General features: G+C 40.4%; 14 protein-coding genes. 12 read left to right on the top strand and 2 right to left on the bottom strand.

What is annotated here, in order from left to right; genetic code table 11:
- Positions 1-63: 63 nt before the first annotated feature.
- Positions 64-1,869, bottom strand: a complete 1,806-nt coding sequence (locus NXR94_RS12625; RefSeq protein WP_258105009.1) for an acyl-CoA dehydrogenase family protein — start codon at positions 1,867-1,869, stop codon at positions 64-66.
- A gap of 253 nt (positions 1,870-2,122) precedes the next feature.
- Between NXR94_RS12625 and NXR94_RS12620 the strand changes: the two genes are divergently transcribed.
- From NXR94_RS12620 to NXR94_RS12565, 12 genes are all read left to right on the top strand, one after another.
- On the top strand, positions 2,123-2,941 hold the full coding sequence (locus tag NXR94_RS12620) for a YaiO family outer membrane beta-barrel protein (protein WP_258105008.1): 819 nt from the start codon (positions 2,123-2,125) through the stop codon (positions 2,939-2,941).
- Positions 2,938-3,309, top strand: a complete 372-nt coding sequence (locus NXR94_RS12615) for a response regulator transcription factor (protein ID WP_258105007.1) — start codon at positions 2,938-2,940, stop codon at positions 3,307-3,309. The genes NXR94_RS12620 and NXR94_RS12615 overlap by 4 nt, the downstream gene beginning before the upstream one ends.
- A complete protein-coding gene (locus tag NXR94_RS12610; protein WP_258105006.1) occupies positions 3,306-4,022 on the top strand; it encodes a hypothetical protein in 717 nt (238 codons plus the stop codon). The genes NXR94_RS12615 and NXR94_RS12610 overlap by 4 nt, the downstream gene beginning before the upstream one ends.
- A gap of 10 nt (positions 4,023-4,032) precedes the next feature.
- Complete coding sequence (locus tag NXR94_RS12605) at positions 4,033-5,457, top strand: glycosyltransferase (RefSeq protein ID WP_258105005.1); 1,425 nt, start codon at positions 4,033-4,035, stop codon at positions 5,455-5,457.
- 466 nt (positions 5,458-5,923) lie between these two features.
- Positions 5,924-7,651 carry a response regulator gene (locus NXR94_RS12600; RefSeq protein WP_258105004.1) on the top strand — a complete coding sequence of 576 codons (1,728 nt, stop codon included), beginning with the start codon at positions 5,924-5,926 and terminating at the stop codon, positions 7,649-7,651.
- Positions 7,644-8,282, top strand: a complete 639-nt coding sequence (locus tag NXR94_RS12595; protein WP_258105003.1) for a response regulator transcription factor — start codon at positions 7,644-7,646, stop codon at positions 8,280-8,282. Before NXR94_RS12600 ends, NXR94_RS12595 begins: the two co-directional genes overlap by 8 nt.
- Positions 8,282-11,698 (top strand): PAS domain S-box protein, encoded by a 3,417-nt coding sequence (locus tag NXR94_RS12590; protein WP_258105002.1) that lies wholly within the window; start codon positions 8,282-8,284, stop codon positions 11,696-11,698. The genes NXR94_RS12595 and NXR94_RS12590 overlap by 1 nt, the downstream gene beginning before the upstream one ends.
- Positions 11,699-11,749: 51 nt before the next feature.
- Complete coding sequence (locus NXR94_RS12585; RefSeq protein WP_258105001.1) at positions 11,750-12,190, top strand: response regulator; 441 nt, start codon at positions 11,750-11,752, stop codon at positions 12,188-12,190.
- A 236-nt stretch (positions 12,191-12,426) separates the two neighbouring features.
- Positions 12,427-12,855, top strand: a complete 429-nt coding sequence (locus NXR94_RS12580) for a response regulator (protein ID WP_258105000.1) — start codon at positions 12,427-12,429, stop codon at positions 12,853-12,855.
- A 141-nt stretch (positions 12,856-12,996) separates the two neighbouring features.
- Positions 12,997-13,638: a response regulator transcription factor gene (locus NXR94_RS12575; RefSeq protein ID WP_258104999.1), complete on the top strand. Its 642-nt coding sequence runs from the start codon at positions 12,997-12,999 to the stop codon at positions 13,636-13,638.
- Positions 13,639-14,446: 808 nt separating this feature from the next.
- Positions 14,447-14,899, top strand: coding sequence for a hypothetical protein (locus tag NXR94_RS12570; protein WP_258104998.1), 453 nt, complete (start codon positions 14,447-14,449; stop codon positions 14,897-14,899).
- Between the two features lie 63 nt (positions 14,900-14,962).
- Complete coding sequence (locus NXR94_RS12565; RefSeq protein WP_258104997.1) at positions 14,963-15,379, top strand: SiaC family regulatory phosphoprotein; 417 nt, start codon at positions 14,963-14,965, stop codon at positions 15,377-15,379.
- Between the two features lie 455 nt (positions 15,380-15,834).
- Here the strand turns inward: NXR94_RS12565 and NXR94_RS12560 are convergent, their stop codons facing one another.
- Positions 15,835-17,112: an OFA family MFS transporter gene (locus NXR94_RS12560; RefSeq protein WP_258104996.1), complete on the bottom strand. Its 1,278-nt coding sequence runs from the start codon at positions 17,110-17,112 to the stop codon at positions 15,835-15,837.
- Between the last annotated feature and the right edge of the window lie 121 nt (positions 17,113-17,233).

The raw sequence follows: 17,233 nt of genomic DNA, 5'->3' as shown, positions 1-17,233 counted from the left end.
GGGAAATGCAAAAAGTCCTGCATTTGCAGGACTCTTTGTCGCGTGGACTTTAACTACCTAACCTCAATATAAAGTGTAAGGGAACTTGTTGACGCTGATCATTTTACCAGCAATCGACCGTCTCAATTCTTTGGTGTTGACAGGTTCCGTTTTGGTAAATCGTTTCATTCCCATCAATAGTACCTTCAATTCGTCACCAGTGGCGAAACAGGCTACAGCCTCATCACCATGGTTTTTTATTTTTTGAACAGCATCGAACAGGTATAAAGTGGTCATATCTTTATAAAGTTTGGCTTCCTCTTCACTGTATCGACTCATTAGTTTTTCTGTTCTTAGAATCACACATTCGGCAGCATAGATCTCAATGAGCATATCTGCAATATGCATTAGTATCTCTTGCTCGTCATTAAGTTTAGGTCCGAAGGTTTCTGCTGCCTTTCCTGCTACCATCAAAGCAGATTTCTTTAATTTTCGGAGGGTATCCTTTTCTTGTGCCATCGGCTGGCTCAGGTCGGGTTGTTCGAAAGACGGAACAGAGGTCAATTCTTTTCCGACGGCCATCGCGGGGCCCAGAAGGTCGATTTCACCTTTGAGTGCCTTTTTAAGGATCATGCCCACCAATAGCATTCGGTTAATTTCATTCGTACCTTCATAGATTCTGGTAATTCGTGCATCACGATAGGCGCGTGCCATCGGAGCCTCTTCTGAGAAGCCCATTCCACCGTACACCTGTACGCCTTCATCTGCGATGTAATTCAATACTTCGGATCCCAATATCTTAATAATGGCGCATTCAATAGCGAATTGCTCCATTGCCTTGAGTTTGGCTTGTGCAGGTTCTAAACCTTCTTCTTTCAGGGAGGAGATAAGGTCTTCGATATCCTGACCTGCACGATAGGAGGCTGATTCCACTGCATAGGTTTTCGCGGCCATATTAGCCAATTTGGTCTGGATTGCTCCGAAACTAGATATAGAAACACCAAACTGTTTGCGCTCATTGGCATAATTGGTTGCCAGAGTAGTCACATATTTACATCCATTGATTACACCACATCCTAGTTTGATACGACCGACATTAAGAACATTGACAGCTATTTTGAATCCGTTTTCCCTTTCTGAAAGCATATTTTCTACCGGAACTTTGCAATCATTGAAAAATACCTGTCTTGTGGAGGAACCCTTGATTCCCAGTTTCTTTTCCTCCTCATTCATAGTGATACCACCGAAGGACTTTTCTATCAGGAAGGCTGTGAGGTTTTTGTCATCATCTATTTTGGCAAAAACAATAAAGAGATCAGCGAATCCTGCATTGCTGATCCACATTTTCTGGCCATTGATAAGATAATGTTTACCATCCTCAGTCAGTTTGGCTTTTGTTTTTCCGCTGTTAGCATCGGAGCCTGCATCTGGCTCTGTGAGACAATAACAGGCTTTCCACTCACCGGAAGCTAGTAGTGGAAGGTATTTTTGTCTTTGTTCTTCAGTGCCGTAGTATAAGATCGGAAGGGTGCCGATGCCCGTATGTGCTCCATAAGCTGTAGAAAAAGAACCTGCTGCGGCTACGATGTCCGCGATGAGCATTCCGGTGTTAAAACTCATACCGAGCCCTCCATATTCTTCGGGAACGGTAACTCCCAGTAAGCCTAATTGTCCGGCTTTTTCCATCAGCGAGGACATAAAGCCTTCCTCCAAATTATCCATCCGGCTGATATTGGGATTAATTTCCTGATTAATAAAGTCCTGAGTGGCAGCAGCCATCATTTTTTGCTCTTCGGAAAATTCTTCCGGAATGAAGATTTCCTCTGCTTCAGTCTCTCTGACGATGAATTCGCCGCCCTTAATTGATGCTTCTTTTGCTATAGCTTCCATAATTCCATCTATTTATCCTCTAATATAGTATGCATGCATACTTTTTCAAACAGAATGAGCAAATATGTTATGCATGCATAACAGTTTGTTTGAAAGTATTAACGTTTAAATCTTCGTGTGGTTTGAATTTGCAAATAATGGACGAAACCTTTTAAATTATTTTGAGTTTATCGTCTTGCTATAGCAATCACCTATATGATCAACCTATGATAAATCAAACAAAGTCCATTCGAGTACTTGACAACGTAGTACCATGATTTTATTGGATGGTCTCAAAATCGGGATGTTTTCCATGCTTTTTTTGTCTTTGGTGTCGGTAAACGCTCAAAAGACGGATAGAGAGTTGTTTGCTTATGAGTACACCAAACTGGGGTATCGCCTTGACTTGTTCGATCAAACGCTTTCAGACTGGCAAAGTGGCATTCTTGAGATGAAATTCAAAGGTCAGGCATGGACGCTCTTACCTCGATTGACCTTAAGTAACCGATTTGATCAGTTTGGGTGGATGCTGGAACAGGATATTTACATCGAATTTAAAAATGAAGATTATCTATACCTGGATGGTGCTTTTTCCCCTGATCGTATATTTCCTCAGGGAAAGTTGGGAGTGGAGTATAATAATCCTTTTGGTACATGGGAACACGCTATTGGAGTCAGATGGATGAGATTTGATCAAACGGGTAGTGTTGGGCTGCTGACCGCAAGCCTATCCAAATATTATGGAAGCTGGTTGACTTCCCTGCGAGGAGTAGGAGCTTACGGTTTTGAGACTAACCAGTTTGCCAACTATGCAGTCATTTTGAGTCATCGTTATTACTTGTCGGATATTGAATATGCAGGTCTCAATGCCTCTTATGGTTATGATCCTTCTGTGATTGTCCTACTTGATAATTCCGGGTCGGTAAAAGGAAACCCAAGTCAGCTCACACTCGGAGTCACATATCATTCAGATTATAAAAACAGGTTGAGATGGAATGCTTCATATGAATGGACAAGGTATGATTTTGTTTCCAATGAGCGCATTCAACATACATTAAGGTTATTTTTTACTTTAAAAAGAAAGGAGCCATGAGCAAACAAACAATACTGCTGGCTGAGCCGAACGAGCTCTTGAGAAAGGTACTTACGGATCGGTTGAAAATTGAAGGCTTTCGGGTGGTTGTGCTTACTAATGGTCTTGAACTTCTGGATGCGATTGAAAAAGGAGGTGATCTGATTATAGCGGAAGAGTTATTGCCATTCCGCAATGGATATGAAATACTGGAAACAGCCGTAAGTCGTGATATCCCGATGATTGTAATCAGTGAAGCAGATCTGGAGGAAAAAATTCTGGAGGCCTTCCGCCTCGGTGCCTCTGACTTTATTGATAAGCCCTTTAGCCCTAATGAGGTAGTGGCAAGGGCCAAGAATGTGCTTAACAAAATGGGCGTGAAGAAATGAATGACTGGCTGAACTGGGTAGCACCGCAAGATCGATGGCTCTTTTGGGTAATTGCATTTAATGTATTGCTGTTTTCTACAGTGTTTATAGCAATCATGATTTACCGAAGTTATTACATTCTTACCCACAAAAGAGAACGCAAGTTCAGGTCTACCTTATTGTCTCTGCTATCAGGAGCCTTGAACTATCCTGAAAGAGAACAACATTACGCTGCCAAGATTAAAAAGCTCGTAAGACGAACCTGGCAGGTTGAAATACTTCTGGATAACCTGGTAGTGATGTGCTATTCATTCAGCGGCGTTTATGAAGCTCGCAGCAAGGCGTTATATGACCTTTTTAACCTTCGGGAAATATCTCAGCGCAAGCTCAAGTCACGCCAATGGCATGAAATCGTGGAGGGAATCATTGAATTGTCTATTGTAGGGGGATCCAATGATGTTAAGGCCATTCTGCCACTTTTGGAGCATGAAAACTTTCACGTTAGAAAGGAGGCCAAGATTGCGATTGTAGAGATAGGTGAGGTGAGGGGGCTTATGGAAATGGAGGCCAGGATGGGACTAATGTCACGATGGACGTTTATTTCAATCCTGTCCATTCTACACCGAAGCGCTTTTAAGCTTAAAAAGGAAGAACTGGAGAAACTGAAAAATTCAGACAATCCGGCCATGCTGAGGTTGACGCAGCATTTGGAAAAATTTTCAGTCGCTTCTTAATTCGTTGAGTATGGTATATCATTACGTCACCAATTTTTTCAACTATGGCATCTTCATCTATGCGATGACGATCATGAGTGCTTACCTGGTGCTTGCCTATGTCTCCCTTAGGTCTATCAGAAACTATATTAAGCATTACAACAATACCTATTTTGATAATATCCTGAGATCACCATTGGCGCCGAGCATTTCGATCATTGCCCCGGCTTACAATGAGTCCCTTTCGATTGTAGATAATATTCGTTCGCTACTGTCTCTTCATTATAATAACTACGAGATCGTTATTGTTAACGATGGAAGTAAGGACAATACCTTGCAGCGGATGATTGAGGCTTACAGCCTGGTTCCGGTGCAGAATATTGTTTTAGACGAAATACCTCACAAACAAGTACGTGGAGTCTATGAGTCCACCAATCCGGCCTTTAAAAAGCTTAAAGTCATAGATAAGGAGAATGGTGGTAAGTCTGATGCGCTGAATGCAGGAATCAGCTATGCCTCCTCTGAGCTTGTTGCCTGCATCGATGTAGATTGTGTGATTGAGGATGATGCGTTGCTGCGGATGGTCAAACCTTATCTGGAAGAAACACGCCGAAAGGTCGTGGCCGTTGGTGGGGTGGTGCGTATAGCTAATGATTGTGTGATCAGGGATGGACGATTGATGGAGGTGCGGTTGGCCAGGAAATGGCTACCTACTTTTCAGACCCTCGAGTATATCCGGGCTTTCCTCTTAGGTCGAATGGCGTGGGGGCAATTGAATGGTCTTTTGATTATTTCCGGGGCTTTTGGGCTCTTTGATCGTAAATTGGTGCTAGAGGTTGGAGGGTATGATACCCGTACAGTGGGTGAGGATATGGAACTGGTGGTGCGGATGAGGAAATATGTCGCAGACCAGGGTATTAGCTATAAGGTTGCTTATGTGCCGGATCCACTGTGCTGGACGGAGGCACCGGACACTCTCTCTGTGTTCCAAAAGCAGCGCAATCGCTGGACTCGTGGCACCATTGAGACCTTGAGGGCTCACAAGGAAGTAATGTTTAAGCGCAAATATGGATTGATGGGGATGCTTAGCTATCCTTTTTGGCTGTTGTATGAGTGGCTGGCTCCATTAATTGAGTTTTTCGGGTTGATCTATTTTGCAGTGCTGGCCTGCCTTGGCTGGATCAACTGGCAGCATTTTACTATTCTCTTAGTGCTGGTATACACTTTTGCGGTGTTCATTTCATGGCTGAGTTTGTTGATTGAGGAGATGACCTATCGTGAATATAGCGGGGGGTGGGCGCTTCTGAAATTATTACTGGCGGCCTTATTAGAACCGATCTTTTATCACCCGATTACAGTATGGGCAGCCGTGATGGGTAACTATGATAAGTTTGTTCGAAAGAAGAAAACCTGGGGAGAGCAGGTGAGAAAGGGTTTTACCAGCTCATCGATGTAGGGGTTTTTGGCGTTTGCATTAGCCTTTGGCGCCTGGCTTTTGGCGGTAGCCTTTGACTGTTTGGCTTTAGGTATTGTCCTTTGGCTGTTAGCGTTTGCTGTAGCAGTTGGCTCTTGGCGTTGGACATTAGCTGTACAATGTTAAATAACGCCTGAACACTGCCAACCTTCCGTCATTACGAGCGTAGCGAAGTAATCTTACATGGAAGATTGTTTCAGGCTTCTTTCAGACAGCCTTTGCAATGACGTTTCGCAATGACATTGAGGGAGAATGTTTACTGTGAACTGGTAACTGATGACCGATTGCTGATAAATACTGACAGGTGACCGTCATCAGAAATAAATAGGCTAATTCGAATAATTAATATTATTTTTTGATACCTTAAAACAATCTATCAAACAACTGGTTTAGCTTTTAAACCAGATGATTGAGATGTTTAAGCAAAAGAACCAATTGATACCCTCCAATGAAAGTTGATATTCTCTATGTTGAGGATGATCCTTCAGATGTTGAATTATTCAAATCATTTATTGAAATAGATAAGAAGTTTGAAATTCGATATGCGAAGACCATGGAGGATGTTGAAAGTCATCTAAAGAAGCCTGTAGATATCATTATAACCGATTACAACCTAAAAGGATTTAATGGAGTAGATGTGCTGAATTTTGTGCGTCAGAGAACTGCAGATCTCCCGATTATTTTTTTTACTTCCACGCTGGGCGAAGAGAAGGCCGTTGAGCTCATAAAGAAAGGTGCAACCGACTTCGTTCTCAAGGATAATATTGAGAAACTACCACTCGCTGTGGATAGAGCTTATAATGAGTTTAACCTGATCAAAAGCCAAAAGGAATCTGAGGTGGCGCTCTTAAGGCGAAACCAGCTCTTCAATACACTTTTTAATTCGTTAACAGATTTGGTCATGTTGACCGATACCAGCGGAATTATCACCCAGGTGAACAATTCTTTTTGTCGTTATTACGATACAGCAATGAATAATGTACTCGGTAAACAGGCTTTTCATTTTTTGCCCGGACAAGAAATTGCTGATGCTTTTGAATACGTTCTACAAAACAGGCTTCCAATAAATTTTGAGTATGATCATTTCGACTCTTTGGGACAGCGAACCATTTTTGAAATCATTAAATCTCCCTTAATAATTGATGATGAACTGGAAGGAACGGTCACGGTAGTTCGGAATATTACCCGGAGAAAACTCCTGGAGGAAAAGACTTTAAAAGATCGTTTGATCCTCCAACAAGCAGAGGCCCAGACTTATACCGGAAGTTTTGAGTTTGACGAAGACAATGATATCCTGATGGTTTCTGCCAATCTTATGAAGCTATTAAACCTAAGGGCTGATCAGAATATCATTTCATTTAAGAAGCTTGTCAATTCCATTTTTTCAGATGACCGATCTGTTTTTGCCTCGAGGTTTGACAAAGCGATTAATGATATGATCGAATTTGAGATGGACCTGCGTTATATCCCCACTAGTCAGGATGATTTTAGATATGGACGAATAGTCTTAAAACCAGTCAAAAGGGGAGATCATAAATTTGTGTATGGAACACTTCAGGACATTACCGAAGAGCGAGAATCCAGTCACGCACTGCTCAATATACAAGAACAGGAGCGCGAAAAGATTTCCAAGGAACTTCATGATAACGTAGGTCAGAAACTCAGTGCATCTAGCATGTTTTTGGATTCTAACAACGTACCATTAGCTAAGGTCAAGAAGTTAGTAGACGAGGCGGTAAGCGATATTAGAAGCCTTTCAAGAATACTAACCACCTCTAATCTTGAGGGTAATTCATTTTTAGATGCTCTGGAATTTTTAATTGAAAATACCCCCAATAGTGAGATTATTGATTTGGATCTTGAACTGGATGATGAATGGATTTCTCCCTTTATCTCTGGGCAGATTTATCGCATTCTTCAAGAGGCGATCAACAATAGTATGAAGTATAGTGGGGCGACCAAAATATCCATTCGCATATTTGAAGAAGACCGGTTGATGAAGTTATTATTTACGGATAATGGAAAAGGCTTCGATGTAGACCATGTAAAATTGGGTAATGGAGTACGAAATATGAGAGACCGGGCGAGAAATTGCAACGGCATCTTTGAAATAAAATCTAACCAGCATGGAACTATCGTAAGTGTACAATTACCTATTCCTCGTAAACATGAATAAAATTTTGCTGGTTGAAGATCATGAAATGATTCGTGATGCTATTAAAAATTACCTTGATGATGAAAGTGAGTATATGATCAAGGACGAGGCAGAAAGTGGCCTGGAAGCTCTGGAATTGCTCAAAGGGAATTCTTATGATCTCATACTTACCGACATTAACATGCCCGAAATGGATGGGATTGAAATGATGGGGAATATTCAGACACTGTACCCAAATCAAAAGGTGATGGTGCTGACCATGTTTAATGATTTGCACCAGATTAAAAAGATGATTGAACAGGGGGTGAATGGCTACATTTTAAAAAACGCCACAAAAAAGGAGTTGATGGAAGCCATGAGAACAATCATCAATGGCGAGAATTACTATGCTCAGGAGATTTATTCGGCCTTGATTCAAAGCATGTCAAAGAGAAAATCAAAGGAGCGACTGACTTATGAGCAAGAACTTAGCGATCGGGAAAAGGAAGTTTTGGTTTTGATCGCTCAGGAATTATCCAATCAGGAAATCGCAGACCAACTTTTCATAAGTATTCGTACAGTTGAGACTCATAAACGGAATTTGTTAGAAAAAACAGGCTGTAAAAATGTGGCTGGTTTGGTACTTTTCGCTGTCGAAAAAGGTATTATTTGATGAGGTACCCTAAGAAGCAGTATTACATCTATGCAATTTTGGCTTTTGTTCTTGCGAATGGGTTACTCATTTTAAGGCACAGCTTTGTTAGGGCTAAGGAGGAGTCAGAGGAGAAGCTAATCATTAACGAAAGGAACAAGATAGAATCTATCAGATTGGAAATGGAGACGAGTCTCCAAAACATGTATTCTGACTTGCTATATCTCTCCAATCAACAAAATGTTAAAAACCTCCGGTATGATCGGTTTGAAAAAAAAGATTTGATTGAAGACTTCACCGCTCTTCTCACCATCACCAATCGATATGACCAAATCAGGTTTATCGACTCGATGGGTAAAGAACTTGTTCGGGTTAATTATAATAAAGGTAGTCCCATAAGTGTGGATGAAAAGGATCTTCAGGATAAGAGCGATCGCTATTATTTCAGTCGGGTGATCAATCTGGATCGCAATCAATTATATCTATCTCCCATAGACCTTAACATGGAGGGAGACACTCTTGAAAGACCATTTAATCCAGTAGTGAGAGCAGCAACTCCGATTGTTGACAATGATGGGAATAAATCCGGGATCTTGATCATTAATTATCTGGTAAGTGACCTTTTACACCCTAATGACTATAAGGATGCCGTTGGGGATATCATGGAAAACAATTCAATTCAGTTTATTAATGCAAAAGGTTACTGGCTCGCCGGAACATCTGAGGATCAATTGTTTGGATTTATGGTTAAAGGTAGAAGCAATTCAACTTTCGGTTCCGTTTATCCAGAAGAATGGGAGAGGATGAAGCAAAGCAAGGAGGGAGCATTCTATTCTGATAATGGTTTGTTTATTTATGAAAGAGCACCTCTTATTGACCAGTACTTTTCAAAATATACACACCTGAGTAACTTTCAAACTGTTAATTCTCCTGAGTATTTACTCGTTTCTCACATTGATAACTCGATATTGTCTCTGGTTGCAAGGGAAGTTTGGAGGGATATGATCATCCAGGTGTTGGTCTTCATCCTTATCATATTAGTGATTTTATCCTACTTTGGAGTAAGATTCCAGGGCTTCAAGAAGATTCGCGAGGAATTGCTTGAATCTAACAGATTTTTAAGCCTTTTGATCAACTCCAATCCTGATGCGGTTTTATATCTCAATAAGGATCGTAGAATACAATGGGTAAATGATAGAGCTTCCGTCGTTTTTGGTTATAACTCAGAGGAATTTAAGGGAAGGAGTCCTGAATTTTTATTGGCAGGTGATTACTCAATAGGGCAAAATGGTGTGTTTAGTAAGGAAGGAGAGGGAGCTCAGAACCTGGAAATTGATTTCAAGTCAAAAAGCGGAAAATTAATAAACTCCAGAACAGCGACCGTGCCCATTTCTGATGGAGCAGGAAAACTTAGCGGATTGCTTGCATTCATTGAAGACTATACGGACTTCAAGAGCGCTGAAGATAAAATTCAAATATTTGAGCGGTTTTTCAATATGTCAGGTGATTACCTGTGCATTATTAATCAGGATGGATGTTTTGACACTCTAAATCCTGCGTTTTGTAAGATGCTTGGACTGCAATTTCCCGAAGTTGTGGGTAGGCCGTTCCTTGATTTTCTTCATGAGGAGGATATAGAACGATCCGGAAAGGAATTTGAGAAGTTATTGGAAGGAAAACCAACCATTTCCTTTATCAATAGGTATAAATCCGGTTTGCAGGGGGACCGATGGCTTGAATGGTCAGCAGCACTTGATCGAGAAAGAGGAGTTGTTTTTGGTGCAGCGAGAGATATCACTCAGGATATTGCGTATGAGGAAAAATTAAAAAGAAGTGAAGGAAAGCTGAGTGCTATTTTTAATAACACCTTCAATTTTATGGGATTTCTTTCCACGGAAGGAAATGTCATTGACATGAATAAAACTGCGTTGGAATTTCTAGGCCTGAGTTTGGAGGATATAATTGCAACAAAGTTTTGGGAGCTTCCGGTTTTTCTGGAAAGTGAATCGATAAAAAACAGAATTAAAGAATCAATCATTGCGGCTGCTCAGGGTGTGTTTATCCGTTATGAGCTTGGATTGATTGGAAAAAATAAAAAATCAGTAACTGTTGACTTTTCAATTACCCCAATATATGATGAAGACGGAGGGGTTATATACCTGTTGCCGGAGGGGCGTGATATCACAGATAAGGTACGGGTTGAGAAGAAAATCAAGAAGCTAAATGCTAATCTGGAGAAAAGGGTAAAAGAACGAACCGAAGAAATTCAAAAAATAAGTGATGAACTATCTGATCAAAAGGTCTTTCTGGATTCTGTGATCGATAATGTGAATGCCATGATTTTTATCAAGGATCTGGAAGGTCGATTTTTACTCGCCAATGAATATTTGTATAAAGTGATTGGTTTGGATGAAAAAACGCAATCCATCATCGGTAAGACGGATTATGATCTGTTTCCCAAAAAGGTGGCCGATGAATTCAGGAAAGTGGATGTAAAGGTTACTGAGAGGGAGGAATTGATTACATATGAAGAATCGGTGGGACAGGGTAAAGAAAAAATTGACTTCGTCACTTCAAAATTTCCCCTTTACGACGGCGAAGGTGTTGTTTATGCCATGTGTGGCATTTCCACTAATATTTCGACTCAGAAAGAGCAACAAGCGAAGCTAAAAATCCAAACGAAGAAGCTGAAAACGGTGGTGGATGAACTATCAGTAAAACAGCAGGCATTAATTAAGAGTCAAACACAATTGGAGCAGGCCAATGAGGAACTGGAAAGCTTTAGTTATTCAGTTTCTCATGACTTACGTGCTCCACTACGTGCATTAGAAGGATTTTCGAAACTCTTGAACAAACAATATCAGGAGGTGTTGGATGAAACAGGCAAAACCTGGCTTGATTTTATAAATAAAAATGCCTTGAAAATGGATGAATTGATCAATGATATACTTGATTTTTCAAGAGTCTCAAGATTAGGATTAAACAGGCGAATAGTAGATGTAGATCATACCGTTCGTGAACTTGTGGAAGAGGAGGCTAAAAATTATCCGGATCATCATTTTAACATTCAAATTGAGCCATTGGTTGAAGCTTATGCTGACCCTAAAATATTACGGCAGGTTTGGGCTAATTTGATCTCAAATGCCTTTAAATACTCTTCCAATAAAAATGAAATTGATATTCATATTTGGTCGAGGAGCGAAGAGGACTTTACGGAGTATGCGATAGCTGATAAAGGTGTCGGATTTGATATGAGCTACTCAAAAAAGCTTTTTGGGGTATTTCAGAGGCTACATCATGATGAGTTCAAAGGAACGGGCGTTGGTTTAGCTATCGTGAAGAAAATCCTGGACAAACATGAGGGGGATATTACTTTTAAGAGTGAGGTGGATAAAGGCACCACATTTACATTTAGACTTCCACGGAAAAAATCATAGAAGTAGAAAAATCATGCCTATTCACAATCAAAATGCTTAACGCTTTAAAACATGGACAATCTAGAAGCTAAAATACTCCTTGCCGAGGATAGAATGGAAGATGCACATCTCACACATTTTGCGTTAGAAGAAGCAGGTTTTGTAGCTATGCTTCATTGGGTTAAAAACGGCGAGGAGGCCTTGGAGTACCTTAAATGTGAAGGAGTCTATAAGGAACGATCACCGATAAAACCAAAAATGATTCTTATGGACCTTAAAATGCCTAAGCTGGATGGTATTGAAACCTTGAAGATCATTAAATCTGACAAACGCTATTTGTCTATACCAGTTATTATGTTAACAACTTCACGTGAAGAAGTGGATCGCATCAGGGCAATAGAAAATCATGCAAATTCATACATAGTGAAACCAGTAGATTCGGAAAAATTTTCACAAACGGTAAAGGCTTTAGGAGAGTATTGGATGGAACGCAATTTTGGGGTTGAGGGATAATGGTTAAGCTAAAAATTATGACAATTATCACTTGAAGGAAGATTGAAATTTTTTAATTAATTAATATATTTACTTATTAAGACCTCTAAGACATTTAATGTCTCTCAACCAAAGATCTCTTATCAACCAGCAAATTTGATTCAGCTATATGGAATAATGGTATTCGGTCTATCCGTTTATAGACTTTTTCCTGATCGATGATCTGGATTTTAAGTCCAACCAAAAATTGCTGAATTATGAATAAGGACAAGATTAACATTCTACTGGTTGAGGATCGGGAGGAGGATGCCGAGTTGACCATGATGGCCCTTCGTAAAGATAAATTCAATGGCCAAGTTTATTGGACGAAGGATGGAGATGAAGCCATCAATTTTCTTCTTGAGCAACCGGACCCGGAAATCATTAAAAATCTCAGGCTTATATTATTGGATGTAAACATTCCAAAATTGAATGGTTTGGAAGTGTTGAAGCGTATCAAAAATTCGCATCTCAGAGGAATCCCGGTGGTAATGCTGACTACGTCAAATCATGAGAAAGATGTAACTACGGCCTATGACAATTATGTTAATAGCTACTTGTTAAAACCAGTCAGATTTGACCAATTTCAGTTATTTATTGAACGGGTACGTTATTACTGGACGGATTTGAATGTGGCTCATTTCTAGTGTTTCCGACTTTTTATCTCCATACGCTACGTGAATCACGGGTAAGGCTAGGGGATTTTCGTAAATGTCAATATACTTGTTTCACGCTTATATCGGGTTGGGCTTTTCCAGAGTTTTGTATTCATATTAAACAACTGGAAAATGAAAAGAATACTCCTTGTAGATGATCATGAAATGATTAGAGACGCCATCAAAAACTATTTAGTGGATCATAATGATTATCAGATTGTAGCTGAGGCGGCCAATGGTAGAGATGCATTAAAAGCCCTACATAGTGCCAAATTTGATCTGGTGATAACAGATATCAAGATGCCAGTAATGGATGGAGTGGAATTAATGGAGAATGTTCAATTGAATTTTCCTAATCTACCAGTTTTGGTCTTGTCCATGAGTGATGACAAGAAATCTGTTCATCAAATGATTCGTGCCGGAGCGAGAGGTTATGTCTCCAAAAACGTGAAGCGAAACGAGCTACTTACCGCCCTTGATTATCTGATGAATTCAAAAAGATACTTTTCCGATGAAATCAAGATTCAGGTAGATGACATCCTTAAAGAAAAGGAATCAAAGAAGTCGGGAGGAGGTTCAGGCGGTAACATTTCACCAATTGAGCATAGGGTGCTACACATGTTGATTCAGCAAAAGCAAGTAAATGAAATTGCAAATTCGATAAATACCTCTCTGAGAGTTGTAGAAATGCTGATTAGTAAACTGCTTAAAAAGGCTCGGTGCAACAGCATTCCTGGTTTAACCCTCTATGCCGTAGAGCACAACCTGGTGTAAAACATCCATTCTTGTATTCAGTATCCATCTTTACCAGTTGGCTTGACCAACAATTGCTAAACTTCCATCCTTAACCTGGATGATAGAGTAGACCCTATTTAAAATCAAAACGTTAGTATGTGTTAGGTGCCTGCTTTTCTTTCATGAACACTTGGGCTTCCATGTGTATAAGCCCGTTCTTACTTGTTACAAATCCGTTGATCTCATTTCATGATCAAGGTAAGTAGGGGCGAATCGGCTATCATACAGCAAATCTGTGGAGTTTATTGGGAGAATTAATTTAAGAATAATCGATTAATACCTATCTCAATGTGTTTAGGCGGGTGGATTCATCCAAGGCCAGTGAGAACGATTTTGACCTGAATTTATAAACACCTAAGTCAAATTGAAATGTTCCAAATCGTTTTTGGCGTGCGACCGGCTAGGTTGGTGCCTTTTTCTTTTGCACGGTCCGCCGTCGCGGTCGTTTTCTTTTGCCCGCGCGGCCCGGGGCATGCAAAAGAAAATGAGGTATATCCTTTAATTGGAATACTGCATTATCTGGTATTTAACGATCGTTTTCCGGTAAAATACAATTGCCCTACAAATTTATTGCTTGATCCCGAATCGGAATAAAGGGAAAACCGACCTCAAATCACAAATAATAAAGTTAAAAGTCGCTCTAAGCTGATTTCATGGGATCCACTACGTGATTTTCGTATTACGCTAAGTATTACAACCAAAATTTCAAATCCGAATTATACGCTTACACAGGATTGCCCTCAGTCCCAATTTTGCATTGTAATTGAAACATAAAACACTGCAAAATATGAAATACTTCTTCACTATCGCACTACTAGTTATCATCACCCTTTCACAGGCCAATGCTCAGCAGCCTTTTGTTAAGTCCTATATCGAGCGTACTCATATCAGCCCGAAACTAGGCTTACAGGGAGGTTATGAATTCAAAAACAATTTTGAATTAGGTGGATTTTACCAAAAAGAGAATGATGCTTTTTGGAGTTCTAACGAGGCAAAGCCAAGATTTTACGAAAAAGAATTTTATGGAGTGATTATGGCAGCTCCTGTTCTTTCAAAAGAGAAATTCAATGTTAAAGCGAATGTTAGAATGGGCGCTGTAAACGGTGAATACTTCTCCATCACGCCATCCATGATTGCAGGTTACAAATTATTCAATGCGATTGAGGTACAAGCCGGTTTTGGATTGAAATCATTCAGAATCACCTCACAGGCAGGGATAAGATTTAACCTTAATAACTGATCAGGGTCACTAACCAGTCCTATAGCATTTCAAATTTCAAATAGATTATAAAAAATTAATGTTATGATTCAAGCAGCTCTCAATACCGAACTAATCTCTTCTGAAAGAACCTATAATGATTACGATTTTCCAGTTCAGGAAAAGCTATCAATCAAATATCTGGAGGCTAATAATATGATTGTCGCGAAAGGAAGCTCCACCGCGTTAGATTTACTAAATGTCTATACTGACATGATCGAAAATGCGAAATTGCACCTTGAAAATCACCAGGATCTAAGATGCTACTTCTACTATTCAGTGATTAATGCTTCAACTACGAAACTGCTATTCAATCTTATGAATGTCTTACAAAAACATGCTCATCAAGGTAAAAATGTTACAATCTACTGGGTCACAGATGAAGGAGATGAGGACCTGATGGACGTAGGCCTGGATTTAAAAGGTGTCTTTGATCTTGATTTCAGAATCACAGTAAAATAGTAGTGGAAATGACTTCTGTTGCTTTTTAGATAGCCTGTCAATTACACTTCACGGACCTAATCATTGCCATTTTTCGATAGTTTAACTCATTCCCGACGAGAAATGCAGACCCCTGTCGCCCTTTATTTGCCTTAATACTACCGACCTGAATTAGTTGCTACGATCATATTGCTACAAGTGATCGAAAGCATATTCACACTATCAAAGCCCCCTTACTCGTCAGGGGGTTTGTCGTGTTCAGGGATTCGGTGTAAAAACTGGACTGTTAACTAAATGGTAATGTCTGCCAACTTACCCCAATTGCTTTCAGCATTTACTTTCTGTGGGTAGCTATAACTGAAGTCCGTAAACTGCTTACTGATAACCGTTTACTGATAACGATCTTGAACCACAAAAATGCCCATGCTCTCAACAGAACACGGGCAAACTATCAACCAAAAAATGAATCTTAAGGGCTAGCTCACAACCATCTGGGGAGCGATCACAATCTCTTCTTTTTGCTTTCGTATGGCTTTGATATTGAATTGAATCACAATAGAAACAACAAGTGCCACCACGAATAACCCGGCGAAGATGTACAGGGTGCCGGCATAGCTACCGGTTGCCTCTCTCACATAGGCAGCGAGTTGAGGTCCCACCAACCCGGCAGCAGCCCAGGCAGTCAGGATATTACCATGTATTGCGGATAAATTTTTCGTTCCAAATACATCACCGATATAGGCCGGAATCGAAGCAAATCCGCCACCATAACAGGTCAGTATCAGAAATACAATCGCCTGGAAAGCAAAGGCATTGGTCGTTTGGGGTAAAAGGAAGAAGGCTATGATTTGTATCAGGAAGAAAGCAGTATAGGTCATCGGGCGACCAATTATATCTGAAAAACTTGCCCAACCAATTCTACCTAAACCATTAAAGAGTCCCATTGCACCAACCATTGCAGCAGCAGCCACAGGCGTAAGGCCTGCAATCTCCTGGGAAAGCGGAGAGGCCACTGAGATTACCGCGATGCCACAAGTGATATTGAAAAATAGCATGGTCCAAAGAAAGTAGAAGCGGGGAGTCTTAAGTGCTTCGATAGAAGTCAGTTGTGCGAGATCAGCTTTAATTTGCTTCTTAGTTTTTCTTTCGGCGTTAGCTTCAAATCCGGCAGGAGTCCAATCTTCCGGTGGTGGTGCCAAATACTGAGCTGAGCTCATCATGAGAACAAAATAGGTTGAGCCCAGAATGAAGAACATCGATGAGATACCTACTGCTCCTATGAGAAACTGAATAATGCTACTGGCTAACAACGCACCAAAGCCAAAGCCCATGATTGCCAGGCCGGTTGCGAGTCCTCTTCTGTCTGGAAACCATTTGACCAATGTGGAAACCGGGCAGATATAGCCTACACCAAGTCCAATCCCACCAATTACACCATAACCCAGGTAGAACAGATTGACACTACCTAACATGACAGCAAGACCAGATAGAATCAGTCCGGTACCATAAAATGAAGCAGAGAGCATACCACTTTTTCTTGGCCCCATCTTTTCTACCTTGCGACCAAGAAATGCAGCTGAAAGTCCCAGAAACAATATAGCGATACTAAAGGCCCATGCAGTTTCTTTGAACTCCCAGCCTAGCTCAGCCAATAGAGGCTTTTTCAACACACTATAAGCATAGACCGCTCCGATTGACAGGTGGATACCGACTGCAGATGCAGCTATTAGCCAGCGATTCTTGAGTTTTTTCATGTCTGTATGATTTGAGGTTTGGTTCATAAATAAGTTCCGACCAATGTTTGAAATCAGCCGATTTAAGACATCAGTACTGTCCTTATATTTTAGGGGTCAAAGCACATATCAAAACGTTCAA

This window comes from Marinoscillum sp. MHG1-6, assembly GCF_024714475.1.
Lineage (GTDB): Bacteria > Bacteroidota > Bacteroidia > Cytophagales > Cyclobacteriaceae > JAMZMI01.
Note: the sequence above shows the minus strand (reverse complement) of the source record. Positions and strands in the feature narration are given on the sequence as shown.

What these genes read in the sequence shown, in the direction of transcription:
- NXR94_RS12625 (WP_258105009.1), bottom strand. Translation starts at nt 1,869, where the DNA reads ATGGAAGCTATAGCAAAAGAAGCATCAATTAAGGGCGGCGAATTCATC.
- NXR94_RS12620 (WP_258105008.1), top strand. Translation starts at nt 2,123, where the DNA reads ATGATTTTATTGGATGGTCTCAAAATCGGGATGTTTTCCATGCTTTTT.
- NXR94_RS12615 (WP_258105007.1), top strand. Translation starts at nt 2,938, where the DNA reads ATGAGCAAACAAACAATACTGCTGGCTGAGCCGAACGAGCTCTTGAGA.
- NXR94_RS12610 (WP_258105006.1), top strand. Translation starts at nt 3,306, where the DNA reads ATGAATGACTGGCTGAACTGGGTAGCACCGCAAGATCGATGGCTCTTT.
- NXR94_RS12605 (WP_258105005.1), top strand. Translation starts at nt 4,033, where the DNA reads ATGGTATATCATTACGTCACCAATTTTTTCAACTATGGCATCTTCATC.
- NXR94_RS12600 (WP_258105004.1), top strand. Translation starts at nt 5,924, where the DNA reads ATGAAAGTTGATATTCTCTATGTTGAGGATGATCCTTCAGATGTTGAA.
- NXR94_RS12595 (WP_258105003.1), top strand. Translation starts at nt 7,644, where the DNA reads ATGAATAAAATTTTGCTGGTTGAAGATCATGAAATGATTCGTGATGCT.
- NXR94_RS12590 (WP_258105002.1), top strand. Translation starts at nt 8,282, where the DNA reads ATGAGGTACCCTAAGAAGCAGTATTACATCTATGCAATTTTGGCTTTT.
- NXR94_RS12585 (WP_258105001.1), top strand. Translation starts at nt 11,750, where the DNA reads ATGGACAATCTAGAAGCTAAAATACTCCTTGCCGAGGATAGAATGGAA.
- NXR94_RS12580 (WP_258105000.1), top strand. Translation starts at nt 12,427, where the DNA reads ATGAATAAGGACAAGATTAACATTCTACTGGTTGAGGATCGGGAGGAG.
- NXR94_RS12575 (WP_258104999.1), top strand. Translation starts at nt 12,997, where the DNA reads ATGAAAAGAATACTCCTTGTAGATGATCATGAAATGATTAGAGACGCC.
- NXR94_RS12570 (WP_258104998.1), top strand. Translation starts at nt 14,447, where the DNA reads ATGAAATACTTCTTCACTATCGCACTACTAGTTATCATCACCCTTTCA.
- NXR94_RS12565 (WP_258104997.1), top strand. Translation starts at nt 14,963, where the DNA reads ATGATTCAAGCAGCTCTCAATACCGAACTAATCTCTTCTGAAAGAACC.
- NXR94_RS12560 (WP_258104996.1), bottom strand. Translation starts at nt 17,112, where the DNA reads ATGAAAAAACTCAAGAATCGCTGGCTAATAGCTGCATCTGCAGTCGGT.